Source organism: Erwinia aphidicola, assembly GCF_014773485.1.
In the GTDB taxonomy this organism is placed as follows: Bacteria; Pseudomonadota; Gammaproteobacteria; order Enterobacterales; family Enterobacteriaceae; genus Erwinia; species Erwinia aphidicola.
This window is the reverse complement of the sequence record NZ_JACXBP010000001.1, coordinates 368,648-394,013: the sequence shown is the minus strand read 5'-3', so window position 1 is coordinate 394,013 and position 25,366 is coordinate 368,648. Positions and strand designations below refer to the sequence as shown.

Here is a 25,366-nt window from a genome sequence, read left to right as displayed (position 1 = left end):
TTCTGATTAGTCCAGGCCAAGCGTGCCACGTAGCAGAGAAAGGTCTTCGGCCAGCGCCGTGATAGGGCCTTTCAGTGCGGTACGGTCCGCATCGGTCAGTTTGTCGTAGGATTCATAGCCGTCTTTGGTACGGTACCTGGCGAGAATGGTGTCCACCTTGTTAAAGTTACCGTCCACCTTCGCCAGCAGCTGCGGGTTCTGTTTCTGCACCAGCGGGCGCAGCAGGTTAACAATTTTCTGCGCGCCATCAACATTGGCCTGGAAATCCCACAGGTCGGTACGGCTGTAGCGGTCTTCTTCACCCGAAATCTTACTGGACGCGACTTCCTCAATCAGACCGGCAGCCCCGCCCACCACTTTACCCGGCGGGAAGGCCAGTTCGTTGATGCGGGTCTGCAGATCCAGCACATTTGTGTACAGCTGGTCGGCAAATTTATCCATCCCTTGGGTGGTGTTATCAGCAAATAACACTTTCTCCAGGCGGTGGAAACCGGTGAAATTCGGGTCCTCCGCTTTCTTCTCGAAGTCATCTTCACGGGCGTCAATGGCACCGTCGAGGTCGGAGAACAGTTCGGCGATCGGCTCGATGCGCTCGTAGTGCTGGCGGGTTGGCGCAAACAGGGCTTTGGCTTTTTCCAGATCTCCGGCTTTCACCGCATCGGTAAAGGCTTTGGTACTGGCAACCAGCTGCTCGACTTCTTTGGTCACGTACACTTTGTACTCGGCAATCGGTCCGACCAGCTGCAGCACGTCCGGCTTGCCATCATTGGCTTTGCTGCCGCTGGCTTTGACAATCAGCTTACCTTTCGGGTTGCTCAGCAGGCCACAGGTAATATCGTACTCCCCGGCTTCCAGGTTGGCGGTCAGCTTCTGGGTAAAGGACGGCGCGATGTTTTCACGCTCTTCCACCACCATCACCCCTTTCAGGATCTCCCACTCCAGCGCTTTCTGGCTGTCGTTCTTAATGATGAACTGGGTTTTACCCGCGTCCACCGTCAGCGTCATCGGGGTACACTGCTTGTCGTTTACGCTGACCTTAACCTGAGGAATATCTGCCGCCAGCACCGCGCCGGAGGTCGTTATAGCAGCCAGCAGCGCGGCGTTCAGCGCATGACGGCGAAAATGCATGGTCATAGAGGTAATCCCTGTCAAAGTATTATCATCGGCGGGCCAGGCCCGTCCGGCGGAATCAGCGCACGCCAGGCGCTGTGGAGGTTGCAACACGTCCCGGCATAACAAACAGCAGCAGAGCCGGAACAAGGTAGATAAACCACATCGCCACTTCGCTGACGCTCGGCGCTTCCTGGTAGCCCAGCAGGCCTTCCAGCAGAGTGCCAAACACGCTGTGCGTCGTGAGGGTATGACTGAAATCAAATGCCACGTCCTGGAAGTGATTCCATAAACCGGCTTCATGAAAGGCGCGGATCGCCCCCGCCGCCAGGCCAGCCGCGACGAAAATGATAAACAGGCTGGTCCATTTGAAGAAACTGCCCAGGTTGAGGCGCACGCCGCCCCAGTAGATCAGCATGCCGAGCACCACGGCGGTGCCGAGGCCAAGCATCGCGCCGAGCGGGGGCGCGTAGCCCACGTCCTGCTGAAAAGCCGCCAGCAGGAAAAATACCGACTCAAGCCCTTCACGCGCCACGGCAAGAAAGACCATAAACACCAATGCCCAGCCGCTGCTATTGCCCTTCTGCAGGGCGCTGTCGACGGCGTCTTCCAGCTGTGCCTTCACGTTGCGTGACACTTTACGCATCCAGAACACCATCCAGGTGAGCACCACCACCGCAACCACGGCAACGATACCCTCAAACAGCTCCTGCTGTTTCTGCGGAAATTCACCGGTGGTTTCATTGATAAACCAGCCAAGGGCAAGGCAGAGCGCAGCAGCGGCAAACACCCCAATCCACATTGCGGGGAACCACTGGCTGCGCTGAGTACGCTTCAGGTAGCTGGCGATCAGGCTGACAATCAGCGCCGCCTCCAGCCCTTCGCGTAACATGATGAGAAACGGGACAAACATGCCATAACCCTCTAACTGTTAACTTCAGTCAAATCCAGTAAAGATAAGTAAAATACGAACGATATCGATTATCATTATCGGCCAAAGAAATACAAGCCAGCCGGGGGATATTTTCGAGATTTGCGAGGGGGGAAAACATTAAGCAGATGTAACGGTGGGGGTGGGCGTAAAAGAAAAGGGCCAGACTGGGCTGGCCCTTGAGCGTTAGTCTGCCTGATACTCCGCTTCCGCAGCATCAAAGCGCTGCTGCGCCGCCGCCGACGGGCCTTTGCCCAGCAGGCTGAACAGCACAATCGCGATGCAGGCGAACAGGAAGCCCGGAATAATTTCGTAGAGGCCAAACCAGGCGTACTGCTTCCAGATAAGCACGGTTGCCGCACCCACGATCATCCCCGCCAGCGCGCCGTTACGCGTCATGCGTTTCCAGATCAGCGACAGCAGCACCACCGGGCCAAAGGCAGCACCAAAGCCCGCCCAGGCGTAGCTCACCAGGCCCAGCACGCGGTTGTTCGGGTCAGACGCCAGGGCAATAGCAATCACCGCCACCAGCAGCACCATCAGGCGCCCTACCCACACCAGCTCGCGCTGAGTGGCATTTTTGCGCAGGAAGTTTTTATACAGATCTTCCGTCAGCGCGCTGGAACAGACCAGCAGCTGGCAGCTCAGCGTCGACATCACCGCCGCCAGAATGGCCGACAGCAGGATCCCGGCAATCCACGGGTTGAACAGAATACGCGTCAGTTCGATAAAGATACGCTCACCGTTTTCAGACACGCCGGAAGCCTGATCCGGATGGTTCTGGAAGTAAGCAATCCCGAAGAAGCCCACCGCCACGGCACCGCCGAGGCACAGAATCATCCAGGTCATGCCGATACGACGTGCGCTACGAATCGAGCGGTGGGAATCAGCAGCCATGAAGCGCGCCAGGATGTGCGGCTGGCCAAAATAGCCCAGGCCCCAGCCCAGCAGGGAGACGATAGCGATAAAGTTAAGGTTCTTCAGCATGTCGAGGTTCTCAACGCTTTTCGCGCGGATCACCTCCAGTGAATCACCCAGGCCACCGACTGCCAGAATAACGATGACCGGCGTCAGGATCAGCGCGAAAATCATCAGGCTGGCCTGCACGGTGTCGGTCCAGCTCACCGCGAGAAAGCCGCCAACAAAGGTGTAAACGATAGTCGCTGCGGCACCGGCCCACAGGGCCGTTTCATAGCTCATACCGAAAGTGCTTTCGAACAGACGCGCACCAGCCACCACGCCAGAGGCACAATAGATGGTGAAGAACACCAGAATGATCAGGGCGGAAATCACCCGCAGAACTTTGCTCTTATCCTCGAAGCGGCTGGAGAAGTAGTCCGGCAGCGTCAGGGCATTGTCATGGTGCTCGGTCTGCACGCGCAGACGGCCAGCAACAATCTTCCAGTTTAGGTAAGCGCCGATCGTCAGACCAATAGCGATCCAGCTTTCGGAAATGCCGGACAGGAAAATGGCCCCAGGCAGGCCCATCAGCAGCCAGCCACTCATATCAGATGCCCCGGCTGACAGCGCGGTAACCACGCTGCCCAGGCTGCGGCCGCCCAGAATATAGTCGTCAAAGTTTTTCGTTGAGCGGTAAGCAATAAAACCGATCAAAACCATGCCGAGAATATAAATACAAAATGTCACCATCATTGGCGTACTTACAGTCATTCAGATTCTCCACTTATTATCAGTATCCTCAGGCGAAAGACGCTCGTGAAACTGCCGGAACGGGGCACGTTTTACAGGGGGCTTTCTGCCGGGGGCGGTATCCTGCCGTAATCGGCGTTGACGCACAAACGATTTAACACATCCTCCACAGCCATTTCACCTGCTAGTTACGTTCAAATGCCAGCAGGTTGCACTGCGTCACATTTAACCGGGTTGCACCTTGGTCATCACCCGCTTAAAACCAGGTATTACGTCACATTTCATAACTGGCCGGATTCTTGCAGCAATATCCATGCCGCTTTTTTCGCGTTAACAAAATGACGCTTTTCTGGAATGAGGGCGAGGTCACATTTAACCGGGTTGCACAAAGTTGCAACATCAGTGATATTGCACCTCATCGAATATTGATTACTGATTCAGGAGCTGTAAGGCATGGGCACAACCACTATGGGCGTGAAGCTGGACGACGTAACGCGCGAGCGCATTAAACTGGCAGCGCAGCAGATTGACCGCACGCCCCACTGGCTGATTAAGCAGGCCATATTTAACTATCTGCAGCAGGTGGAACAGGGCACCGCGCTGCCGGAGATCCCGTCAAACGGCCAGCAAGTAGAGGGCGATGAGCGCCCGCCGGAGGAGTCACAGCATCAGCCGTTCCTCGACTTCGCCGAGCAGATTCTGCCGCAGTCCGTAGCCCGTGCCGCTATCACTTCCGCCTGGCGCCGCCCGGAGACCGAAGCAGTGCCGATGCTGCTGGAGCAGGCGCGTTTACCGAAGCCGCTGGCGGAAGCCACGCATCGCCTCGCTTACCAGCTGGCCGACAAGCTGCGTCACCAAAAAGGTGCAACGGGGCGCGCCGGAATGGTGCAAAGCCTGCTGCAGGAGTTCTCTTTACCCTCTCAGGAAGGCGTGGCGCTGATGTGCCTCGCGGAAGCGCTGCTGCGTATTCCCGACAAGCCAACGCGCGATGCCCTGATCCGCGACAAAATCAGCAACGGTAACTGGCACTCCCACCTTGGCCGCAGCCCGTCAATGTTCGTTAACGCCGCCACCTGGGGCCTGCTGTTCACCGGCCGCCTGGTCTCCACCCACAACGAAGCGAACCTGTCGCGTTCACTGAACCGCATTATCGGCAAGAGCGGCGAACCGCTGATCCGCAAAGGCGTGGATATGGCGATGCGCCTGATGGGCGAACAGTTCGTCACCGGAGAGACCATTGCCGAGGCGCTGGCTAACGCACGCAAGCTGGAAGAGAAAGGCTTCCGCTACTCCTACGATATGCTGGGCGAAGCGGCGCTGACGGCGCAGGATGCGAAAGCCTACCTGCTCTCCTACCAGCAGGCGATCAACGCGATTGGTAAAGCCTCTAACGGGCGCGGCATTTATGAGGGTCCGGGCATTTCAATTAAGCTTTCCGCACTGCACCCGCGCTACAGCCGTGCCCAGTACGAGCGCGTGATGGAGGAGCTGTACCCAATCCTTAAATCGCTGACGCTGCTGGCACGCTCCTACGACATCGGCATTAATATCGATGCTGAAGAGGCCGACCGCCTTGAGCTGTCGCTCGACCTGCTGGAAAAACTGTGCTTCGAACCGGAGCTGGAAGGCTGGAACGGTATCGGCTTCGTGATTCAGGCGTATCAAAAACGCTGCCCGATGGTGATCGACTACCTGACCGACCTCGCCCAGCGCAGCCGTCGCCGCCTGATGATCCGCCTGGTGAAAGGCGCCTACTGGGACAGCGAAATCAAACGCGCCCAAATGGACGGCCTGGAAGGCTACCCGGTCTATACCCGCAAGGTCTACACCGACATCTCTTACCTGGCCTGCGCGCGCAAGCTGCTGGCGGTGCCAAACCTGATCTATCCGCAGTTCGCCACCCATAATGCCCACACGCTGGCAGCCATCTACCAGCTGGCGGGCAACAACTACTATCCTGGCCAGTATGAGTTCCAGTGCCTGCACGGCATGGGTGAACCGCTGTACGAGCAGGTGGTCGGTAAAGTGGCGGACGGCAAACTCAACCGCCCTTGCCGCATCTATGCTCCGGTCGGCACGCATGAAACCCTGCTGGCCTACCTGGTGCGCCGCCTGCTGGAAAACGGCGCTAACACCTCGTTCGTTAACCGTATCGCCGACGCCACGCTGCCGCTTGACGAGCTGGTCGCCGACCCGGTGGAAGCGGTCGAGAAGCTGGCGCACGCTGAAGGCGCTCTGGGCCTGCCGCATCCGAAAATCCCGCTGCCGCGCGATCTGTACGGTGAGAAACGTCAGAACTCCGCCGGTCTGGATCTCGCTAACGAGCATCGCCTTGCCTCGCTCTCCAGCGCGTTGCTGAACAGCGCCAGCCAGAGCTGGCAGGTAGAGCCGCTGATTGATGCCGAACGGGAAAGCGGTGAAAGCGTGGCGGTGGTTAATCCCGCCGAGCCGAAAGATGTGGTGGGCTATGTGCGCAGCGCCACCCGCGCAGAAGTCTCCGCCGCGCTCAATGCCGCCGTCAGCGAAGGAGCGATCTGGTTTGCCACCCCGCCGCAGGAGCGCGCCGCGATACTCGAACGCGCCGCAGTAATGATGGAAGGCCAGATGCAGCAACTGATCGGCATTCTGGTGCGTGAAGCCGGTAAAACCTTTAGCAATGCCATCTCCGAAGTACGTGAAGCCGTAGACTTCCTGCACTACTATGCGGGCCAGGTGCGCGACGATTTTGATAACGAGACCCACCGTCCGCTAGGCCCGGTGGTCTGCATCAGCCCGTGGAACTTCCCGCTGGCGATCTTCAGCGGCCAGGTGGCTGCCGCGCTGGCGGCGGGTAACAGCGTGCTGGCGAAGCCGGCCGAGCAGACCCCGCTGATCGCCGCGCAGGCCGTGGCCATTATGCATGAGGCTGGCGTGCCGGTTGGCGCATTACAACTGCTGCCGGGCGCCGGCGAAACCGTTGGCGCGCAGCTGGTGCAGGACGAGCGCGTGCGCGGCGTGATGTTTACCGGCTCTACCGCCGTTGCCACCCTGCTGCAGCGTAACCTTGCCGGGCGCCTCGATCCGCAGGGCCGCCCGACTCCGCTGATCGCAGAGACCGGCGGCATGAACGCGATGATCGTCGACTCCTCGGCGCTGACCGAGCAGGTGGTGACGGATATCGTCGCTTCGGCGTTCGACAGCGCAGGCCAGCGCTGCTCGGCGCTGCGCCTGCTGTGTATTCAGGATGACGTGGCGGAGCACACGCTGCAGATGCTACGCGGTGCCATGGCCGAGTGCCGCATGGGCAACCCGGAGCGCTTCTCAACCGATATCGGCCCGGTGATTGATGCCGAGGCCAAAAGCAATATTGATGAGCATATCCAGACTATGCGCAGCAAGGGCTTTAGCGTGTTCCAGGCCGCGCAGCCGCAGGCAGCAGATCGCCACGAATGGCAGACCGGTACCTTTGTGATGCCAACGCTGATTGAGCTGAACAGCGTGACGGACCTGACCAAAGAGGTGTTTGGCCCGGTACTGCACGTGGTGCGCTATGCGCGTAACGCGCTGCCGCAGATTATCGAGCATATTAATGCCTCAGGTTACGGTCTGACGCTCGGCGTGCACACGCGTATTGATGAGACCATTGCTCAGGTAACGCAGAAAGCCCACGTTGGCAACCTGTACGTTAACCGCAACATGGTCGGTGCCGTGGTCGGGGTGCAGCCGTTTGGCGGCGAGGGTCTCTCCGGCACCGGTCCGAAAGCCGGTGGCCCGCTCTATCTTTACCGCCTGCTGTCGCACCGCCCGGACGGCGCACTGCGCGTGACGCTCGATCGTCAGGATAAAGAGCGCCCGGTCGATGCCGTTCTGCGCCCTGCTCTGCTGGCGTCGCATCAGGCGCTAAGCGAATGGGCGAAAGATCGTCCGGAACTCGCCGCCTGCTGTGCGCGCTACGAGGCGCTGGGCCAGGGTGGAACCGTACGCCTGCTGCCTGGCCCAACCGGCGAGCGCAACACCTTTGCCCTGCTGCCGCGCGAACAGGTGCTGTGCCTGGCGGATAACGAGCAGGACGCGCTGGTGCAGCTGGCGGCCGTGACGGCAGTCGGTAGCCAGGCGCTGTGGGCGGACGACGATCTGCATCGCACTCTGCGCCAGCAGCTCCCTGCGATTGTGCAGCAGCGTATTTCGCTGGCCGCAAAGCCGCTGGAGAGCACCACCTTTGATGCGGTGATTTATCATGGCGATGCCGATCAGCTGCGCAGCCTGTGTGAAGCCGTAGCGGCCCGCGACGGCGCAATTGTTTCGGTGCAGGGCTTTGCCCGCGGCGAAACCAATTTGCTGCTGGAGCGCCTGCTGCTGGAGCGTTCGCTGAGCGTCAATACCGCTGCGGCGGGGGGAAATGCCAGTCTGATGACGATTGGTTAATCAGCACATTGCCCGGGTCGACCGGTTACTGCGGTCGACCCGTCTCATCTATCCCTGCGCATGTCGGCGTTCAACGACCGAGTCAGGCACGGCAGCGCGCTCCTGATAGAGCGTGAAGTCGAAGTCGATTGAGGTGAAGGGTTTACTCAGATTTTTACTGGCTATCTGTTCTGGCGAGTTCACTTTATGGACTTCAGGCACCAGGCCTTCGCGGCTGGCAAAAGCAAAGTCGTCCCACAGGTATTCATCACCATCAATGTTGATCTGGGTGGTTAACTTACGGTAGCCGGCGGCAGTCACGAAAAAGTGAATATGAGCCGGACGCCGACCGTGCCGCCCCAGCTGATTAAGCAGATGCTGCACCGGCCCGTCAGGGGGGCAGCCATAGCCTGACGGCACAATGCTGCGGAACTGATAGCGCCCTTGTCGATCGGTAATAAGGGTACGACGCAGGTTAAACGCGCTCTGACTTTTATCGAAGAACGAATAATTACCGAGGGTATTGGCATGCCAGACTTCAACGCTGGCGCCGGGTAGCGGTTGACCCTTTTCGTTCCATACCGTGCCCTGCATAAACAGCACTTCGCCCTGGTTATCTTCAGAACCATCGTCCAGTCGCGCCCAGGCCTGACAGACTGGCGCCCCGGCCACATAGAGTGGGCCTTCGATGGTGCGTGGTGTCCCGCCGTGCAGCCCCGCCTTGATTTCGGCCTCATCCGCCCGGATATCCATAAAACGCTCCAGTCCGGTTCCCGCCGCCAGCAGCCCCATTTCCTGAGCGATACCGGTATCGGCCAGATATTCCAGCCCTTTCCAGATCTCTGTTTGCTGCAGGTCCAGATCCTCAATCGCCTTAAACAGATCGCTCAGGAGACGAACGGTGACCTGCTGAATACGTGGGTTCACCGTGCCTTTCGCGGTTTTGACGATAAAGCGGTTAACCAGGTTGTCGATCTCTTTGCTGTTCATATTGACGCTCCATTTCAGGTACAGCTCAGGCAGAGAAAAGTTTTAACGGTCATCCACGCGGACCGCTGAAGGATGGCGGCACAGTGGCACTATCTGCATCGTCATAAAGGGGTAAAGCGGCAGCTCACTCAGCAGCTGGTGCAACTCCTCAACGCTGTCCACGTCAAATACGCTGACGTTGGAGTAGTGCCCGGCAATGCGCCAGATATGTCGCCACTTGCCGCAGCGCTGAAGCGCCTGAGAGTAAGCTTTTTCCCGTGCCTTAAGTTCGCTGGCGACATTTTCCGCCATCGTCTGCGGCAAATTCACATCCATGGTTACGTGAAACAGCATGGTGATATTTCCTCCTGTTAAGGGCGCCGCAGCGCCGCGATTTTGTCGCGATCGAGGGCAATGCCTAGCCCAGGCCCGGTCGGGACCTGCAGCATAAAATCACGATAAACTAGCGGTTCACTGAGAATATCTTCGGTCAGCAGCAGCGGGCCAAACAGCTCAGTGCCGAAACTCAAATCGTTGAAGGTGGAGCAGAGATGCGCCGTGGCGGCCGTGCCTACGGCGCCTTCCAGCATAGTGCCCCCGTAAAGCGCGATATCTGCCAGCTGGGCAATATCGGCAACCCGGCGCGCCTGCGTCAGCCCGCCGGACTGGGTAATTTTTATCGAGAACACATCAGCGGCAGCATGGCGGGCAAGCTCGAAGGCATCGTGCGGCCCTTTCAGCGCTTCGTCAGCGATGACCGGCAGGCTGAAACGCCGCGCCAGTCGCGCCAGCCCGGCACGATTTTCTGCCGCAATCGGCTGCTCAACCGCCTCAATGCCGCCGGCTTCCAGTGCTGCCATTCCGCGCTCGGCCTGTCGCTCGCTCCAGGCCTGGTTAACGTCGACGCGCACGCTGACCTCATCCCCCAACGCATGCCTGATGGCCAGCGCGTGCGCTACGTCCGCATCGACATCGCGCAGGCCGATTTTGAGTTTAAAAATACGATGACGGCGCAGGGCTAACATCTGCCGGGCTTCGGCAATATCTTTATCGGTGCTGCCGCTGGCCAACGTCCAGGCCACCGGTAGCGCATCGCGCACCCGTCCTCCCAGCAGTTCACTGAGCGCAATATTCAGGCGCCGTGCCTGAGCGTCCAGCAAGGCGGTTTCAATTGCGCATTTAGCAAAGCGGTTGCCCTGCACTGATTTATTCAGGCGCGCCATCAGCTGGGCGATGCGGCGCGCATCCTGACCGATCAGTAACGGCGTCATCCAGCGGTCAATATTGACTTTGACGCTCTCGGGGCTTTCGTCGCCGTAGCTCAGGCCACCAATGGTGGTGGCTTCTCCCCAGCCCTCAAACCCGTCCTCACACACCAGATGGACCAGCACCAGCGTTTGCACCCGAAGCGTGGCCATTGCCAGGCGATGTGGACGGATAGCAGGAACATCAAGAAGCAGCGTTTCAATAGTTTTGATCATCGCTTTACGCTATAGAACCCTGCCGATCGGGGATAGCCAAATCCTGCTGAAAATGATTGACCCGCGGTATCAGGATGCGCAGATCGCGCCTGTTCGCCCCAGCTCACATAACTTGCGATAAAACCGTCTTTTAGTGCCAATGACACTTTTAGGTTATTTTTTCACCGGTGAAGTCAGCACCCTGATGACTCCAACTCAGGAGGAGCGAGATGATCGACAAAAGTCTGTTTTTGGCCGATGAAGCCGTGGCTGACATTCACGATGGTGCCACGCTAATGATTGGCGGATTTGGCCCGGCAGGACAGCCCTATGCGCTGCTGGACGCACTGATTCGGCGGCGGCCGCAGAACCTCACGCTGGTAAGCAACAACGCTGGCAACGCTGATTCGGGTCTGGCGCTACTGCTCAAAGCGGGGTGCGTGCGCAAGATGATCTGTTCCTTTCCGCGCCAGAGTGACTCATGGGTATTTGACGACCTCTACCGCCGCGGAGAGATTGAGCTGGAGCTGGTGCCTCAGGGCAATCTTGTGGCGCGTATTCAGGCGGGTGGCAGCGGGCTGGGGGCCATTTTTACCCCAACGGGTTTCGGTACTGAGCTGGCTGCGGGCAAAGAGACGCGCGAAATTGAGGGGCGGCAGTACGTGCTGGAACTGGCGCTGAAGGCAGACTTTGCCCTGATCAAAGCACAGTGCGGTGATCGCTGGGGTAACCTGGTCTATCGCAAAGCGGCACGCAACTTCAACCCGATTATGGCGATGGCTGCCCGCTGCACCATCGCTGAGGTCTCCCGCCACGTCGCGCTGGGCAAGCTGGACCCGGAGGCGGTGGTGACTCCCGGTATTTTTGTGCAGCGCGTGGTCTGTTCAGCCAATCTCTGCCCCGCAACGATCGCCTCAGGAGCGTGACACAATGCAACTCATCCGCCTCACGCATAACCAGCTGGCGCAGCGCATCGCCCGCGATATCCCGGACGGAGCCTACGTCAATCTTGGCATCGGCCTGCCAACGCAAATCGCCAACTATCTTCCCGCCAATAAAGATATTTTCCTGCACAGCGAGAACGGCATCCTTGGCATGGGCCCGGCACCTGCCAGTGGCAATGAGGACCCAGACCTGATCAACGCGGGTAAGCAGCCCGTCACGCTGCTGCCAGGCGGCTGTTATTTTCATCACGGGGATTCGTTTGCCATGATGCGCGGGGGGCAACCTCGACATTTGCGTGCTTGGCGCTTACCAGGTGTCGCAATATGGCGATCTGGCCAACTGGAGCACCGGTCAACCCGGCGCGATTCCGGCGGTCGGCGGCGCGATGGATCTGGCCAGCGGGGCGCGTCAGGTGTTTGTAATGACTGAACATCTGACGAAAAAAGGGCAGTGCAAAATCGTGGCGCAGTGCAGCTATCCGCTGACCGGCATTGGCTGCATCAGCCGGATTTACAGCGATCTGGCCGTGATGGATGTCAGCCCGCAGGGACTGAGGGTGCGGGAGATATTAACCGATATCACCCCGCAGCAGCTGCAGGCAATTACCCCGGTGGCGCTGACGTTTGCCCCAGGAGGAGCTGATGAATAGTGCATGGCTGTGTGATGCCGTTCGTACCCCGTTCGGCAAGCTCAACGGCAGCCTGGCAACGGTTCGCACCGACGATCTTGCTGCCCTGCCGCTGAAGGCCCTGTTCGAGCGTTACCAGCGTCTGGACTGGCAGGCGCTGGATGATGTGCTTTACGGCTGTGCGAATCAGGCCGGGGAAGATAACCGCAATGTCGCACGCATGGCGCTGCTGCTGGCCGGGCTACCCGCTTCTGTGCCCGGCTGCACCATTAACCGCTTATGCGGGTCCAGTCTTGATGCGGTCGCCATAGCCGCGCGGGCGATCAAAAGCGGCGAAGCCTCACTGGCGATCGCGGGCGGGGTGGAAAGCATGTCGCGCGCTCCTTTTGTGATGGGCAAAGCAGAGCACCCCTTCAGCCGCAGTATGAAGCTGGAGGACACGACCATGGGCTGGCGCTTGATTAATCCGCAAATGGACGCCCTTTACGGTGTCGAATCGATGCCGCAAACGGCAGAAAATGTCGCGCTGAAGTTTACTATTAGCCGCGCCGATCAGGATGCTTACGCCCTGCGTAGCCAGCAGCGCACGGTCGACGCTCAGGAGAGCGGATTTTATCAACCGCAGCTGATGGACGTGACCATTCCTCAGCGCAAAGGGGCCGCCCTGCACATGGTGCGCGATGAGCATCCACGTCACACCACGCTGGAGATGCTGGCAAAACTCAAGCCGGTGGTCCATCCGCAGGGCAGCATCACCGCCGGCAATGCTTCGGGTCTGAATGACGGCGCCTGTGCCCTGCTGCTGGCCAGCGAGCGCGCCGTGCAGCAGTATCAGCTGCAGCCGATGGCGCGGATTGTTTCCAGCGCGGTGAGCGGCATTGAACCCGCACTGATGGGGTTTGGCCCCGCCGGTGCGATTCGTAAGGTCCTGAGCCAGGCAAAACTGAGGCTGGATCAGATTGATGTGATCGAACTGAATGAGGCCTTTGCCGCCCAGGTGTTGGCGGTGATGCGCGATCTTGGCTTACCCGATAACGCTGCGCACGTTAATCCAAACGGCGGAGCCATCGCCCTCGGCCACCCGCTGGGCGCATCCGGCGCCCGGCTGGTGATGAATGCCGCCTGGCAACTACAAAAAAGCGGCGCACGCTTTGGACTCTGCGCAATGTGTATTGGTGTCGGCCAGGGCATTGCGCTGATCATTGAAAGGAGTTGAGATGAATATTGAATATCGCCTGGATGGCCCGAAAGAAGCTCCGATGCTGGTGCTGGCCAACTCATTAGGCACCACCTGGGATATGTGGCAGCCGCAAATGGCGGCCCTGACCCGCGACTTTAACGTGCTGCGCTATAACCCACGCGGGCACGGCAGCACACCGCTACCCAGCTGTGAGCTGAATCTGGAGATCCTCGGGCGCGACGTTATCGCCCTGCTCGATCATCTCGACGTGGAAAATGCCAGCTTCTGCGGTATCTCGATGGGGGGATTAACCGGATTATGGCTGGCGCGTCATTACCCTGCCCGTTTCCGAAAAATGGTGGTGGCCAATACGGCCGCGCGTATCGGCAGTGAGGAGGCCTGGCTGCAGCGGGCGCGGCAGGTACGCGAACAGGGGTTGTCAGCGGTGGCTGCCGGCTCTTCCGCACGCTGGTTTACCCCAGAATTTATCCGCCATGCGCATCCTCAAGTCAGCCGACTGGTGATGCAGCTGTCACACGGCAGTGCCGTCGGCTATGCCGCGTGCTGCGATGTCCTGGCTCAGGCTGACCTGCATGCTGATGCCGGGCGGATTAACCTGCCGCTGCTGGTTGTCGCCGGAGAATTTGACACCATTACCCCGCTGGTCCAGGCCCAGTGGCTGCATCAGCATATCGCCAAAGCTCGTCTGGAGGTGCTACCGGCGGCACATCTGTCCAACATCGCCTGCCCAGAGGAATTTAACACTAGCGTGGTGAATTTCCTGCATACGTGACGCACCGGCCGCAGGGGGTCGGGCATGCCCGACCCTCTTCAGGCATGCTCCCTTCGCGACTTAGCTATCGAACTTCATGCGCAGCAGCTTCGGGTAGATAAACAGCGATTTACCCCAGCCGCGGTTCAGCAGCGTCCAGATCCCCACCGAACAGGCGACGCACAGCCCCACCATCACCAGCGGGAAAGCGATTGCCCACAGCATGGAAAATGCTTTACTGGCAAACAGCTGATGGCTGACGGCAAACAGGATCGCCGACATACCAAAGAACTCAATAAAGATGCGGTGCAGCACATAGATTTGCAGCGTGTTTTTCCCCACCCAGTTGAGCCACTTCATGCTGAAGTACTGATTAAGGAGACGGCAGGCGGCGATGCAGCCGAGAATTGCCAGCACGCACAGGAACAGGCTCTTATCCAGGCCCAGCCAGATGTGCACCAGCGACAGCGCCAGCAGTACCATCCACGGTAGCACGTTATCCCGCCGCCATTCGCTCCAGCGGATCAGGATCGCACTGTAAAATGAGCCAAACAGGAAGAAGATAAAGTATTGCGACAGGCTTTCCGGTCCCCAGCCTGGGATCACTTTGGTAACTGCCGCATAGTTCAGCAGCACCGCCGCCAGCATCACCAGCGTTTTTTGCTGGCGGAACAGCTTGGCAGCCAGGAAGAACAACCCCAGCGCATACAGATACCAGGAGGAGCTCATCGCCAGCAGCATCAGCTTGAGAAACTGCCAGGGGGTTTCGGCCCAGGCGGCGTTGATATTATCCGACAGATGATCGCCCATGATATTGTTGGATACGCCATTAATCATCAGCCACTGGATCACGCCCCAGAGAAAATAGAGATAAAAAAGATTGGTGACGCGTGAAGTGAACACCTGTTTCCAGGGCCGGTTAGAAATAGCATTTGCCGCCAGCAGGCCGGAGACAAAGAAAAATGCCGGCATTCGTAACGGAGATAGAGTGTTATTAAAGGCCACCCATAGTTTAGCCGGTAACAGCCCGGCAGTAAGATGAGAAACCATTTCGGCATAACCGGGTAAAACGACGTGGTAAAGCACAACAAGCAAAATACAACCGCCTTTCAGGGTATTTACCCAGGCGATCTCTTTCTTCTGAGGTGTATTCATTAAATACTCCAGCTGTAGTGGTCCGATGTTGGTAAAGGGTTCTGGTACATCCTCCGTCATGCCAGAATGGATACTGATTAATTATTTTTATATTTATTTAATGGTAAAAAAATGGCCGAATAAATCGGCCAGAGAGAACAGTGTCAGCCATTGCTGGCAATTTTTTCCGCCGCCTGCGGTTTACGCAACAGGCGCGGATAGATAAACAGCGCCTTGCCAGGACCACGATTAAGTAGCGTCCAGGCGACCAGCGAAATGCAGGTTGTGATACTCACGGCAAACACTGGCAGTACCAGCGCCCACGCCAGTGAGAAGGCCTGGTTGTCGAACAAGCTGTACTTCACTGCCAGCGTCAGCATGGTCAATCCCAGCAGTTCAATAAAGATACGGTGCAGCACGTAGATCTGCAGCGTATTGCGGCCAATCCAGTTCAGCCACCCCATATTGAAGCGGTTGTTCAGCGCCCGGCACAGCACGATGCCAAACACAATTGCGACCATGCAGTAGAACGGGTTCTTCATCATGCCGGCGGCGTGGTGCGCCACGCCAATCACCAGCATCCCGGCCAGCAGCGCCAGATGACGGCGCGACAGCTGACTGATCTCAATCAGGGTATGGCTAAAGAAGGCGCCCAGCAGGAAGTAGACAAAGTTCTGCGCCACGCTGTTCGGCCCCCAGCCAGGAACCAGATTAAACTGGGTGGCGTAGTTCACTAAAATTGCCACCACCAGCAGTGCCACTTTCTGGCTGTGGAACAGTTTCGCCACGAGGAAATAACCCGCCAGCGCGTACAGATACCACAGGCTGGTCATCGACAGCGTCAGTAATTTAATAAATTCCAGTGGCGATCCTGCATAGGCGGCATTGACCGAAGAGGAGAGCTTCTGACCAATTAAATTGGTCGAGATATTATAAATACTGACCCACTGGATAATGCCCCACAGAATGTAAAGATAAATGATGTTGGTGAATTTTTTAGTAAATACCTCGCTCCAGCTCTTTTTGCTGATGGCACTAGCCGCCAGCAAGCCTGAAACAAAAAAGAACGCTGGCATACGCAGCGGCGAGAGATATTTATTAAACACTACCCACATATCAGCCGGTAACAACCCCGCCGTTAAATACTGCAATGATGGAATAAACGTCGTGATGATGGTGTGATGTAAAACCACCAGCAGTATACAGCCACCTTTTAATGTATTAATCCATAATACTTCTTGCTTGCCAGAGACAGACATAATCAAAATCCAGTAAAATTATTTTAACTGGATAAGTATCTCTCGTTAGCCTGCTAATCACTATGAGGATCGTCCTAATTGACCGTTATCCCAGCCGCTGCTGGAACAAGCCACGGTTATTCCGGGTGTTTGCCGTGGGCTTTTAAGAATAACCTTAATGACTTTCAGTGGGCGGTCCCTGCGGACCAGGCTCATCCCCCACTATCATCGTGCTCGCTGTGGATTTTCAAACCGCGACGCTGATGCTCCCTCCTGAAACCTGACGCCTGACGTTCCGCGATAATATTGGGATTATTTTTTATGGGAATACCTCAGGGGTCGACCTTCTTTTCTGGTCGACCCGCTGAAGACTTAATGATTGAGGAGTTTATCGAGGAACTGGCGCGTGCGCGGCTGCTGCGGATTAGAGAACAACTCGCGGGCGGCACCCTGCTCCACAATTTTACCCTGGTCCATAAAGATGGCGCGGTCGGCCACATCGCGGGCGAAGCTCATCTCATGAGTGACGATCACCATGGTGCGCTTCTCCTGCGCCAGCGAACGGATGGTGTTCAGTACTTCTCCCACCAGCTCCGGATCCAGTGCCGAGGTCGGCTCATCAAACAGGATCACCTCCGGGCGCATCGCCAGTGCACGGGCAATCGCCACACGCTGCTGCTGGCCGCCGGAAAGCTTGCGCGGATAACTCTCTTCCTTGCCCTGCAACCCCACCCGTTCGAGCAGCTGACGGGCGCGCGCTATCGCTTCTGCCTTTGGCTCCCCTTTAACAATGGTTGGCCCTTCAATGATATTCTCCAGCACCGTACGGTGCGGAAACAGATTGAAGTTCTGGAAGACAAAGCCGACCTGCTGGCGCAGCTGGCGCACGCGCTCTTTCTGCTTCGACATCGACTGTGCGGCATCCACGCGGATCGCCCCGACCTGAATGGTGCCGCTATCCGGCACTTCCAGCAGGTTAATACTGCGCAGCAGCGTGGTTTTCCCGGAGCCGCTTGGCCCGATAATCGCCACCACTTCCCCGGCATTGACCGTCAGATCGATGCCGTGCAGCACCGTCTGTCCGTTAAATTTCTTTACCAGCTGACTGACTTCAATGGTACTCATTTCGACTCCCGATCCTGGCGGTTGACACGATCTTCCAGCCGGCTTTGCAGGAAGGAGAGGAGCGTCGCCATCACCCAGTAAATCAGCGATGCCGCCAGATACATGGTGAACACTTCCAGCGTGCGCGAGGTGACCAGCTGCGCCTGACGGAACAGCTCCGGCACCTGAATGGTGGCCGCCAGCGAGGTATCTTTAACCAGGCTGATAAAGCTGTTGCCGAGCGGCGGCAGCGCGGTGCGTGCCGCCTGCGGCAGGATCACCCGCTTCATCGTCTGCCAGCGCGACATGCCGATACTGGCCGCCGCTTCCCACTGCCCGCGCTCGATGGCGGCAATCGCCCCGCGCAGGGATTCAGAAGCATACGCCGCCGTATTCAGCGACAGGCCAATCATCGCCGACGGGATCGGGTCCAGCTCAATGCCGAACTGCGGCAGGCCGTAGTAGATCATAAACAGTTGGGCGATCAGCGGCGTGCCGCGAAAAATTGAAACGTAAAAACGCGACAGCCAGGCAATCGGCCAGAAATGGGAAAGGCGCATCATCGCCAGCAAAAAGCCGAGCAGCAGGCCGAAGAACATCCCGCCAATACTCAGCTGCAGCGTGAACAGTGCGCCCTTAAGTAAAAATGGTGCTGAATCCAGCACCAGTTGCAGACTTTCGTGCATTATTTAGTTACGTCCGTACCAAACCATTTTTCAGAAATCTTCTTCATGGTGCCATCTTTTTGCATATCAGCAATCGCTTTGTTAATAGCATCCAGCAGCTGAGCGTTGCCTTTACGCAGCGCCACGCCTGATTCCTGACGGGAGAATGCCGGGCCTGCTGCCGCCATGGTATCGCCGGTTTTCTTCACCAGATCCAGCGCCGCCAGGCGATCGACCAGGATGGCATCGGTACGGCCTACGCGCAGATCCTGGTATTTCGTTGGGTCATCATCATAAGTACGGATGTCCACGCCCTTCACGTTCTCGCGCAGCCACTGCTCGTAGTTTGAGCCAAGACCCACGCCGACTTTCTTGCCGCTCAGATCTTCCGGCTTGGTGATGCTGCCCGCGTTGGCCTTTTTGGTCAGCGCCTGGATACCGGAGATGGTATAAGGCGTAGAGAAGTCATACTTCTTCTTACGCTCGTCGGAGATAGTGACCTGGTTGATCACCACATCGATGCGCTTAGAGTCAAGGGACGCCAGCATACCGTCCCACTTGGTCGGCTTCAGACTGGCCTTAACGCCCAGGTGCTGCGCCAGCGCCTCGGCGAAGTCGACTTCAAAGCCGGCCAGCTTGCCATTCTCATCCTGGAAGCTGAACGGCGGATAAGTGCCTTCCAGCCCCACCTGCAGCGAACCGCGCTCTTTGACTTTCGCCAGCAGGTTTTCATCCGCTGCCTGTGCCTGCATAGTCATACCGCCGACCAGCGCCAGCGCCATGGTTCCCATCACCAACTGGCGACGAACTTTCGAAAATTTCATAGCAACCCCATTATTATTGATGATATGCAAACAACGCCGGTGAACCACCGGTATGAACAAACACAATCGGCCCTTCACGACGGAAGCGCTGTTGCGCAATACCGTCGATCAGCCCGGCCATCGCCTTGCCGGTGTAGACCGGATCAAGGAAGATACCTTCCAGACGCGCCAGCAGTTTAATCGCTTCCATTCCTTCTTCATTCGGCTCGCCGTAGCGCGGCGCGAAATAGTCATCCCACAGCGTAATCGGCGCGCTGCTGGTCACGGCTAATGAGTGCGCCAGCTCGGCGCGGATCTTCTCCACTTTTGGCAGCTGATCCGCCACTTTGCGCGACACGGTGACGCCCACCAGTTCGGTGTCCGGCAGCAGCAGCTCCAGCCCCACCGCCAGCCCGGCATGCGTCCCGGCACTGCCGGAGGCAACCACCACTGCGGCAAAATCGACCACGCCTTCGCTCTGATGGGCGATCTCCTGCGCGCACTCAACGTAGCCCAGCGCACCCAGCGCGTTCGACCCGCCGACCGGCACCACATACGGGCGAAAGCCCTGGGCTTCCAGCAGCGTGGCCTGCTCTTCTAACTGCGCATCCGGCGCGTGCAGCGCATCGACCATAATGATCTCGGTGCCCATCAGCTCCAGCAGCAGGCGGTTACCGTTGCTGAGATAGTTGGCAGAGTGGGTTCCAATTGGGTTTTCCAGCAGCGCCACGCACTTCAGGCCAAGCTTCGCCGCCACCGCCGCCGTCTGGCGCACGTGGTTAGACTGGATCGCCCCGGCCGTCAGCAGCACGTCGGCACCGTTACGCAGGGCATCCGCTGCGAGGAATTCAAGCTTACGCAGCTTGTTGCCGCCCAGGGCAACCGGCGTGACATCGTCACGTTTGATAAAGATATCGCGGCCCAGATATTCGGACAGGCGGGGAAGATGCTCTAACGGCGTGGGCGCACCCAGTAGTTCGAGACGGGGGAAATTATTGATGTTCAGTAAGGACAACGCAGCCTCCGCAGCAGGCGTTTAATATTATCCCTACAGTGTTACAGAAGATGACCGGTTGGTCACCTTCGAATTCATACTTACCTATACCCAAAATAATTGGCGTTGCAACAGGGCGGCAAGTGCGTAAGTCCCCAGGAGCTTACACGAGTAAGTGACTGGGGTGAGCGCATGCAGCCAACGCAGTTGCAGCTTCAAGGATGAAGGGTATTAATTACGCTGCCAGCCGAGAAACTGATCGTATTTCCGCAGGGCAATACGGTAGTTATTGTTGCCGGCATCCGGCAGATCATTTTCCAGGCACTCATGCCAGCTCGGGCCTTTGAGTTTTTCCGCCGGAAAATTACGCGCTGACAGCATATCGTCGAGGCGACGCAGGCGAACAACGTATTCGCGAATGGTGCTGTGGCTCATTTCGGTCTGCTCAAACAGGTACTGCTTGAACGCCATGATGTCAAAGTAAGTCGGATGCGTGTTGCAAAAGATATCGCTACAAAAACGGCACAGCGCCGTAAGCTCATTCTGTAATTTTAACCAGACCTGATCGTCGATCAGCTGATCCATCCGGGCGATGGCCTCTTTGTTAATGATCTGACCACGAAAAACCAGCGCCATTCTGTCCAGTACCTTACCGCAGTGGGAACAGTTACTCTGGCTGTGTTTGTAGTCTTTCAAATAACGGCTCAACGGCCTCATTTTAATTTTGGATCCCATGCGAGATTCCCCGGTTGGTGTTGAGAGTGCAAAACTGACTTTGTCAGCGCGCTCCCGATAACCGGGCGCGCAGGCGTTTGATCGCCTGACTGTGCAGCTGGCTGACGCGGGATTCCCCCACTTCCAGCACGGCGCCAATCTCTTTCAAATTCAGTTCTTCCTGGTAATAGAGCGTCAGCACCATTTTTTCGCGATCGGGTAACGCTTCGATCGCTTCAATGACGCGTTCGCGCAGATTCCCTTCCATTAGCTGATGCAGCGGATTAGCCTCTTCGTGGCCATCCGTCACCAGCTCGGCGCTGTCACCGTGTTCCTCACGATATTCGTCATAAGAGAACAGCTGGCTGTTATTGGTATCCAGCAGGATCTGCCGGTACTCCTCCAGCGACACATCAAGCTGCGCAGCCACTTCCTGCTCGGATGCCGTGCGCCCCAGCGCCTGTTCAACCCGATGCATGGCACCCGCCACCTCGCGCGCATTGCGGCGCACGCTGCGTGGTGCCCAGTCGCGGCTGCGTAATTCGTCGAGCATCGCGCCACGAATGCGTTGAACGGCGTAGGTGGTAAATGCGGTGCCCTGAAGGGCGTCGTAGCGCTCTACGGCATTCAGCAGCCCGATACCCCCAGCCTGAAGCAGATCGTCCAGCTCCACGCTGGCCGGCAGACGGACCTGCAGGCGCAACGCTTCATGGCGAACCAGCGGTATGTATCGCTGCCACAGCGAATGTTTGTCCATCACGCCATCGGCGGTATATAGATCGTTCACTCTGACCTACCCTGCGTTAATTAAGTTATCGGCACGATTATCTGTTTCTGTAGGGCATTTTGATTGGGGGAATAGCGGTAAAAAAGGCGGGTTATTTCATTTTTGTCGCCCTGAAAGATCCCCGGCGTCACAAAAAAAGGACGCGGGGATCCCGGTAATCAGGCTTTCAGTGATAAACGTTGGCGCGTGCTCTCCGGCACCTGTGACCACAGGGCGCAGACTTTCCCTTCCAGCTGCTGATAAAACGGCAGCAGGGTGTTATCTTCCTGTAACGTGCGGCGAAAATGCACCGAACCACTCAACGGGTCAATTGACAGCCGTTTACTGGCAAACAGCCGTTGCAGGTCGCTGCGCAGAAACAGGCCGTTATCCGCGCTGTTATCCAGCAGGAAGCCCTGCTCATTTTCCCGCGTATCGATGTGGCAGGCTTCCACCCACGGCCACGCCTGCTCGTCGGTTAGCAGCGTGCCGGTGATGACGCAGGCGCCGTAGCGCGCGCGTACCGCATTGCTGAACTCATGATGGCTGGCACGATGCCACAGCCGGGCTTTTACACGCCGCCCGACCTGCGTCCCCTGGATCACCCCGGCAGGCGGCGGCAGCAGCGGCGAGGTCAGCACCACAATAAACTGCAGCTGGCGCGAGTATTCGAAGCACGGCTGCGACTGGCGGTCGTACAGCTGCCAGTACTCATCCTCTTCATCACTGCGCAGCAGCGTTAAGGTATAGCCACGCTGTTGCAGCAGGCTTTGCGCCATAATGGATGCCGGATCCAGCATTGCCAGCACCCTGCTCTCACCCATCACCTTCCAGCTGTTCCACGGCGCGGGTTCCAGCGGACGACGGAAATAGAGGAAGCTCTCCTGGCGCTGCAAATAGTGTTCGAAGCGCTGCAGGTAGTTTTTGCGTTCGTTATCGTTGCTGATAAACAGCAGGTCTTCCAGCGGAATATGGCTATCTTTGCTGGCGAATATCGCGCGGATAGTCCAGTTCTTGCTGGAGGTCGACGGGCTAAGCAACCCCCGGGTAGTCAACGATTTATCGTCAGGGTACTTTTTGCTGTAGCGGTCGTTTATCTCCTCAAACGGCAGCAGTTCCCCGGGTAACAAGTCATAATTGAAGCGCATAGTACACTCCAGAGATAAAAACCCCGCAGGTGCGGGATTAATGAAGACACAAGGATTTAGGGTAAAAGAGCAATTATTTCAAAAGATAAATTAAGGAAAGATCGTCGTTGACTTTAACTTTATCAATTTCGGCAAAAAATGCCGCCAATGCATGCTCGGTGTGTTTTGTTAGTGCGTGAAAACTGTAAATAATATTAACAACATCATCCTCATCAATCTTACCCACCAGCTCAGCATTGGCCGCGATTAATGACTTAATCATAAACCATTCTGCCGTCAGCAAATAAAGACAAGCTAATGGTGAACGATTTTGATAGCCGGGGAAGTTGTCACTGTATATCCGGTACTGCAAATAGTTACTGATGACGTGAGGTCTCTCGGCCAGCCAGGGAACGACCTTGTCATTCCACGCTGTATCCAGGCGAATTATGGAAGAGCTGACATCATTTTCTTTTGCTCCCTCCACCTGAATATGTATCAGTTTATTAAGATAATGATTCAGCGTAGTTGCAGAACGCACGTTCATCAGGCCAGAGAAATAGGGCTGCATGCGCAGCAGAAGCGCCCACTGCAGGTCATAATTCGGTGTCAGATCGTCAATGCTACGGGCAATTGAACCCTCTTCGATCGCATTGATTATAGTGAAATAATAATTTTCCAATGCTTCACTGTTGAACTCGGGTTCTTTATTCAGCTTTTCCAGATGCAGCAGTAACATGGCGATGCCATATATACCCTCGCTGGCGCGGGAGCCGGCAATTTTAACTATATTTACACACATCAAATTTACTAATTTCTGCAGATTATCCACATCCGCTGAGTTATTAGCATTGGGCTGAATTTGTACCGACTGGTGCAACATCATGGCATCTGGGCGGCTCAGTAACCGTTTAGTTGCCTCAGGGCAGGAAAGCGAAAGCGATTTATTTATTTCATATTTGCTCATATTTTGTGAGCGGGGATAGGTAGAACAGGTTTGGCTTAGCGCTGCTCCGCCCATATTTTTATGCACTTTACACAAGCTTTCTTCATCAAGGAAAGCGCAGTTTCCTGACGATGTTAGCTTCATCTTACCCCAGTGCTGAAAGCTTTTCTTCGGGGTAGCGATATGCTGAGAAGCAATATTTCTGATTTCAATCTGCGGGCTTTTCAGATACCGATTTACCGATGCTTTATCGAGAAATATATCCCATCCTTTGCAACAATGGTCACGGCAGGTACTGCCCGCACATTGGAACTCTGCAACAAAAACGGGTTCGATAATGGTGATCTCTTTCATAATGCCTCTCGCTTAAAATCGAAATATTACCTCAATAAAAAGGCGACCAGAGGTCGCCTTTGAACTGCTTATCGAAGAATCGATTAGCCCTGCAGCAGAGACAGAACCTGCTGTGGAACCTGGTTCGATTTAGCCAGCACGGAGTTACCCGCCTGCTGAACGATCTGCGCTTTAGACAGGTTAGACACTTCCACCGCGTAGTCAGCATCCTGAATACGGGACTGTGCTTCAGACAGGTTAGTGGTGGTGTTGTTCAGGTTGGTTACCGCAGAACCCAGACGGTTCTGAATCGCACCCAGTGAAGAACGGAACTTATCTACTGATGCGATAGCAGCATCCAGTTTAGCCAGTGGGTCAGAAGAAGCACCGCTGGTCAGGCTGGAAAGGCTGATGTTCTTGGTGTCAACTTTGAACGCAGCAGTGTCACCTGTGGTTGTAGCAGACTGCGGATCCAGCGCGATGAAGTAGTCTTTGCCTACACCGTCAGTGCTTTCGAAACCGTTGGCTTTCAGGTTGTTAACTTCTGCAGCACCAGTTGGCTTGATGGTAACTTTTGCAAACAGGTTGCCGTTATCATCCTTATAAACTTCATCACCCTTGATGGTCGCGCCACCAGCCGCCAGGCCGAGACGGGTTGACAGATCGTTTGCCGCACCAGTTTCTGCTACGGTGGCTTTGGTGACCTGAGTGGTTGCACCATAGTAAGAGGTAAAGTCGGCGTTTGCTACGGTACCGAGAGTGCCGGCTGCATCTTTAGGGCCGTTCACGTTGAAGCTGTCCAGACCCAGAGTCTTGGAGTCGATTTTCTTCAGGTCGATATCGATAGTTTCGCCATCGTTGGCGCCAACCTGGATAGACATTTTGCCGTCTTTAGCCAGAACGTTCACGCCGTTGAACTGAGTCTGACCTGATACACGGTCAATTTCAGACAGGCGGGATTTGATTTCGTCCTGGATGGAAGACAGGTCAGAATCAGAGTTAGTACCGGTAGAAGCCTGAACGGTCAATTCACGAACGCGCTGTAAGTTGTTGTTGATTTCTGACAGTGCGCCTTCAGTAGTCTGTGCAACAGAGATACCGTCGTTAGCGTTACGCGCAGCCTGAGTCAGGCCCTTGATGTTAGAGGTGAAGCGGTTAGCAATCGCCTGACCAGCAGCGTCATCTTTCGCGCTGTTGATACGCAGGCCAGAAGACAGGCGCTCGATAGAGGTAGACAGAGCATTCTGGTTTTTGTTGATGTTGTTCTGAGTGATCAGCGAGAGGCTGTTGGTATTGATTACTTGTGCCATGATAAAGTTTCCTGTTAAATCATTTCGGGTTAAGTGGTTGGGCTTGTTTGCCCCCCGGCTTCATCGCCGTCAAAGTTGTTATCGTCTGCCCCACGGTAACCTTTAGAATTTTTTTAGTTCCGCGCCGATTTTTTTTCACTTCCCCCTACTCGCTGAAATACCCCTCTTTATTACCGCTATTCGTTTTATTGCCGCCGGATAATT

General features: G+C 56.6%; 21 protein-coding genes and 1 pseudogene. 5 read left to right on the top strand and 17 right to left on the bottom strand.

Translation table 11 applies throughout. The features are described 5' to 3' along the window. Positions 1-6: 6 nt before the first annotated feature. The 3 genes from efeO to putP all read right to left on the bottom strand — a co-directional run bounded on the left by efeO (position 7) and on the right by putP (position 3,712). Positions 7-1,134 carry an iron uptake system protein EfeO gene (gene efeO / locus ID864_RS01870; protein ID WP_048915746.1) on the bottom strand — a complete coding sequence of 376 codons (1,128 nt, stop codon included), beginning with the start codon at positions 1,132-1,134 and terminating at the stop codon, positions 7-9. A gap of 55 nt (positions 1,135-1,189) precedes the next feature. Beyond that, positions 1,190-2,023: an iron uptake transporter permease EfeU gene (efeU, locus tag ID864_RS01865; RefSeq protein ID WP_048915745.1), complete on the bottom strand. Its 834-nt coding sequence runs from the start codon at positions 2,021-2,023 to the stop codon at positions 1,190-1,192. 204 nt (positions 2,024-2,227) lie between these two features. Beyond that, a complete protein-coding gene (putP, locus tag ID864_RS01860) occupies positions 2,228-3,712 on the bottom strand; it encodes a sodium/proline symporter PutP (RefSeq protein ID WP_048915744.1) in 1,485 nt (494 codons plus the stop codon). Between the two features lie 432 nt (positions 3,713-4,144). On the opposite strand from putP, the gene putA reads away from it, so the two are divergent. After that, entirely contained in the window at positions 4,145-8,095 is a 3,951-nt protein-coding gene (gene putA / locus ID864_RS01855) for a trifunctional transcriptional regulator/proline dehydrogenase/L-glutamate gamma-semialdehyde dehydrogenase (protein WP_191149321.1), read from the top strand. A gap of 48 nt (positions 8,096-8,143) precedes the next feature. Here putA and catA read toward each other — a convergent pair whose 3' ends face one another. From catA to ID864_RS01840, 3 genes are read right to left on the bottom strand one after another with little or no spacing between them, the layout of a single operon-like run. Next, the gene (gene catA / locus ID864_RS01850) at positions 8,144-9,064 is read right to left on the bottom strand and encodes a catechol 1,2-dioxygenase (RefSeq protein ID WP_099753909.1); all 921 of its coding nucleotides are present in this window, start codon (positions 9,062-9,064) and stop codon (positions 8,144-8,146) included. Between the two features lie 42 nt (positions 9,065-9,106). Continuing rightward, complete coding sequence (gene catC / locus ID864_RS01845) at positions 9,107-9,397, bottom strand: muconolactone Delta-isomerase (RefSeq protein ID WP_048915741.1); 291 nt, start codon at positions 9,395-9,397, stop codon at positions 9,107-9,109. A gap of 17 nt (positions 9,398-9,414) precedes the next feature. Next, a complete protein-coding gene (locus ID864_RS01840) occupies positions 9,415-10,524 on the bottom strand; it encodes a muconate/chloromuconate family cycloisomerase (protein WP_048915740.1) in 1,110 nt (369 codons plus the stop codon). A gap of 209 nt (positions 10,525-10,733) precedes the next feature. On the opposite strand from ID864_RS01840, the gene ID864_RS01835 reads away from it, so the two are divergent. The 4 genes and pseudogenes from ID864_RS01835 (at position 10,734) to pcaD (ending at position 14,049) form a co-directional block, all read left to right on the top strand. After that, a complete protein-coding gene (locus tag ID864_RS01835) occupies positions 10,734-11,429 on the top strand; it encodes a 3-oxoacid CoA-transferase subunit A (RefSeq protein ID WP_048915739.1) in 696 nt (231 codons plus the stop codon). 4 nt (positions 11,430-11,433) lie between these two features. Then, positions 11,434-12,097 (top strand): annotated as a pseudogene (locus ID864_RS01830) (3-oxoacid CoA-transferase subunit B). Beyond that, complete coding sequence (gene pcaF / locus ID864_RS01825) at positions 12,090-13,292, top strand: 3-oxoadipyl-CoA thiolase (protein WP_191149320.1); 1,203 nt, start codon at positions 12,090-12,092, stop codon at positions 13,290-13,292. The pseudogene ID864_RS01830 and the gene pcaF overlap by 8 nt, the downstream one beginning before the upstream one ends. A gap of 1 nt (position 13,293) precedes the next feature. After that, complete coding sequence (pcaD, locus tag ID864_RS01820) at positions 13,294-14,049, top strand: 3-oxoadipate enol-lactonase (protein WP_099753913.1); 756 nt, start codon at positions 13,294-13,296, stop codon at positions 14,047-14,049. A 60-nt stretch (positions 14,050-14,109) separates the two neighbouring features. Here the strand turns inward: pcaD and ID864_RS01815 are convergent, their stop codons facing one another. From ID864_RS01815 to ID864_RS01765, 11 genes are all read right to left on the bottom strand, one after another. Then, positions 14,110-15,183: an acyltransferase family protein gene (locus ID864_RS01815; protein ID WP_048915735.1), complete on the bottom strand. Its 1,074-nt coding sequence runs from the start codon at positions 15,181-15,183 to the stop codon at positions 14,110-14,112. A 143-nt stretch (positions 15,184-15,326) separates the two neighbouring features. Then, positions 15,327-16,421 carry an acyltransferase family protein gene (locus tag ID864_RS01810; RefSeq protein WP_048915734.1) on the bottom strand — a complete coding sequence of 365 codons (1,095 nt, stop codon included), beginning with the start codon at positions 16,419-16,421 and terminating at the stop codon, positions 15,327-15,329. A 351-nt stretch (positions 16,422-16,772) separates the two neighbouring features. Next, positions 16,773-17,525, bottom strand: coding sequence for an L-cystine ABC transporter ATP-binding protein TcyN (gene tcyN, locus ID864_RS01805; RefSeq protein WP_191149319.1), 753 nt, complete (start codon positions 17,523-17,525; stop codon positions 16,773-16,775). Beyond that, positions 17,522-18,190, bottom strand: coding sequence for a cystine ABC transporter permease (tcyL, locus tag ID864_RS01800; protein ID WP_048915732.1), 669 nt, complete (start codon positions 18,188-18,190; stop codon positions 17,522-17,524). Before tcyL ends, tcyN begins: the two co-directional genes overlap by 4 nt. Next, positions 18,190-18,993, bottom strand: coding sequence for a cystine ABC transporter substrate-binding protein (tcyJ, locus tag ID864_RS01795; RefSeq protein WP_048915731.1), 804 nt, complete (start codon positions 18,991-18,993; stop codon positions 18,190-18,192). Before tcyJ ends, tcyL begins: the two co-directional genes overlap by 1 nt. Before the next feature lie 13 nt (positions 18,994-19,006). Continuing rightward, positions 19,007-19,987 (bottom strand): D-cysteine desulfhydrase, encoded by a 981-nt coding sequence (locus tag ID864_RS01790; protein WP_048915730.1) that lies wholly within the window; start codon positions 19,985-19,987, stop codon positions 19,007-19,009. 210 nt (positions 19,988-20,197) lie between these two features. Next, entirely contained in the window at positions 20,198-20,701 is a 504-nt protein-coding gene (gene fliZ / locus ID864_RS01785) for a flagella biosynthesis regulatory protein FliZ (RefSeq protein ID WP_099753916.1), read from the bottom strand. 43 nt (positions 20,702-20,744) lie between these two features. Continuing rightward, positions 20,745-21,467: an RNA polymerase sigma factor FliA gene (locus ID864_RS01780; RefSeq protein ID WP_048915728.1), complete on the bottom strand. Its 723-nt coding sequence runs from the start codon at positions 21,465-21,467 to the stop codon at positions 20,745-20,747. A gap of 158 nt (positions 21,468-21,625) precedes the next feature. Further along, positions 21,626-22,594 carry an HNH endonuclease signature motif containing protein gene (locus ID864_RS01775; RefSeq protein WP_048915727.1) on the bottom strand — a complete coding sequence of 323 codons (969 nt, stop codon included), beginning with the start codon at positions 22,592-22,594 and terminating at the stop codon, positions 21,626-21,628. A gap of 73 nt (positions 22,595-22,667) precedes the next feature. Next, positions 22,668-23,873, bottom strand: a complete 1,206-nt coding sequence (gene fliB / locus ID864_RS01770; RefSeq protein ID WP_191149318.1) for a flagellin lysine-N-methylase — start codon at positions 23,871-23,873, stop codon at positions 22,668-22,670. A gap of 83 nt (positions 23,874-23,956) precedes the next feature. Then, entirely contained in the window at positions 23,957-25,162 is a 1,206-nt protein-coding gene (locus tag ID864_RS01765; protein WP_191149317.1) for a FliC/FljB family flagellin, read from the bottom strand. Between the last annotated feature and the right edge of the window lie 204 nt (positions 25,163-25,366).

Bases quoted from the DNA above. Each gene is read 5' to 3' on its own strand.
- efeO (WP_048915746.1), bottom strand. From the start codon at position 1,134: ATGACCATGCATTTTCGCCGTCATGCGCTGAACGCCGCGCTGCTGGCT.
- efeU (WP_048915745.1), bottom strand. From the start codon at position 2,023: ATGTTTGTCCCGTTTCTCATCATGTTACGCGAAGGGCTGGAGGCGGCG.
- putP (WP_048915744.1), bottom strand. From the start codon at position 3,712: ATGACTGTAAGTACGCCAATGATGGTGACATTTTGTATTTATATTCTC.
- putA (WP_191149321.1), top strand. From the start codon at position 4,145: ATGGGCACAACCACTATGGGCGTGAAGCTGGACGACGTAACGCGCGAG.
- catA (WP_099753909.1), bottom strand. From the start codon at position 9,064: ATGAACAGCAAAGAGATCGACAACCTGGTTAACCGCTTTATCGTCAAA.
- catC (WP_048915741.1), bottom strand. From the start codon at position 9,397: ATGCTGTTTCACGTAACCATGGATGTGAATTTGCCGCAGACGATGGCG.
- ID864_RS01840 (WP_048915740.1), bottom strand. From the start codon at position 10,524: ATGATCAAAACTATTGAAACGCTGCTTCTTGATGTTCCTGCTATCCGT.
- ID864_RS01835 (WP_048915739.1), top strand. From the start codon at position 10,734: ATGATCGACAAAAGTCTGTTTTTGGCCGATGAAGCCGTGGCTGACATT.
- pcaF (WP_191149320.1), top strand. From the start codon at position 12,090: ATGAATAGTGCATGGCTGTGTGATGCCGTTCGTACCCCGTTCGGCAAG.
- pcaD (WP_099753913.1), top strand. From the start codon at position 13,294: ATGAATATTGAATATCGCCTGGATGGCCCGAAAGAAGCTCCGATGCTG.
- ID864_RS01815 (WP_048915735.1), bottom strand. From the start codon at position 15,183: ATGAATACACCTCAGAAGAAAGAGATCGCCTGGGTAAATACCCTGAAA.
- ID864_RS01810 (WP_048915734.1), bottom strand. From the start codon at position 16,421: ATGTCTGTCTCTGGCAAGCAAGAAGTATTATGGATTAATACATTAAAA.
- tcyN (WP_191149319.1), bottom strand. From the start codon at position 17,525: ATGAGTACCATTGAAGTCAGTCAGCTGGTAAAGAAATTTAACGGACAG.
- tcyL (WP_048915732.1), bottom strand. From the start codon at position 18,190: ATGCACGAAAGTCTGCAACTGGTGCTGGATTCAGCACCATTTTTACTT.
- tcyJ (WP_048915731.1), bottom strand. From the start codon at position 18,993: ATGAAATTTTCGAAAGTTCGTCGCCAGTTGGTGATGGGAACCATGGCG.
- fliZ (WP_099753916.1), bottom strand. From the start codon at position 20,701: ATGGGATCCAAAATTAAAATGAGGCCGTTGAGCCGTTATTTGAAAGAC.
- ID864_RS01775 (WP_048915727.1), bottom strand. From the start codon at position 22,594: ATGCGCTTCAATTATGACTTGTTACCCGGGGAACTGCTGCCGTTTGAG.
- fliB (WP_191149318.1), bottom strand. From the start codon at position 23,873: ATGAAAGAGATCACCATTATCGAACCCGTTTTTGTTGCAGAGTTCCAA.
- ID864_RS01765 (WP_191149317.1), bottom strand. From the start codon at position 25,162: ATGGCACAAGTAATCAATACCAACAGCCTCTCGCTGATCACTCAGAAC.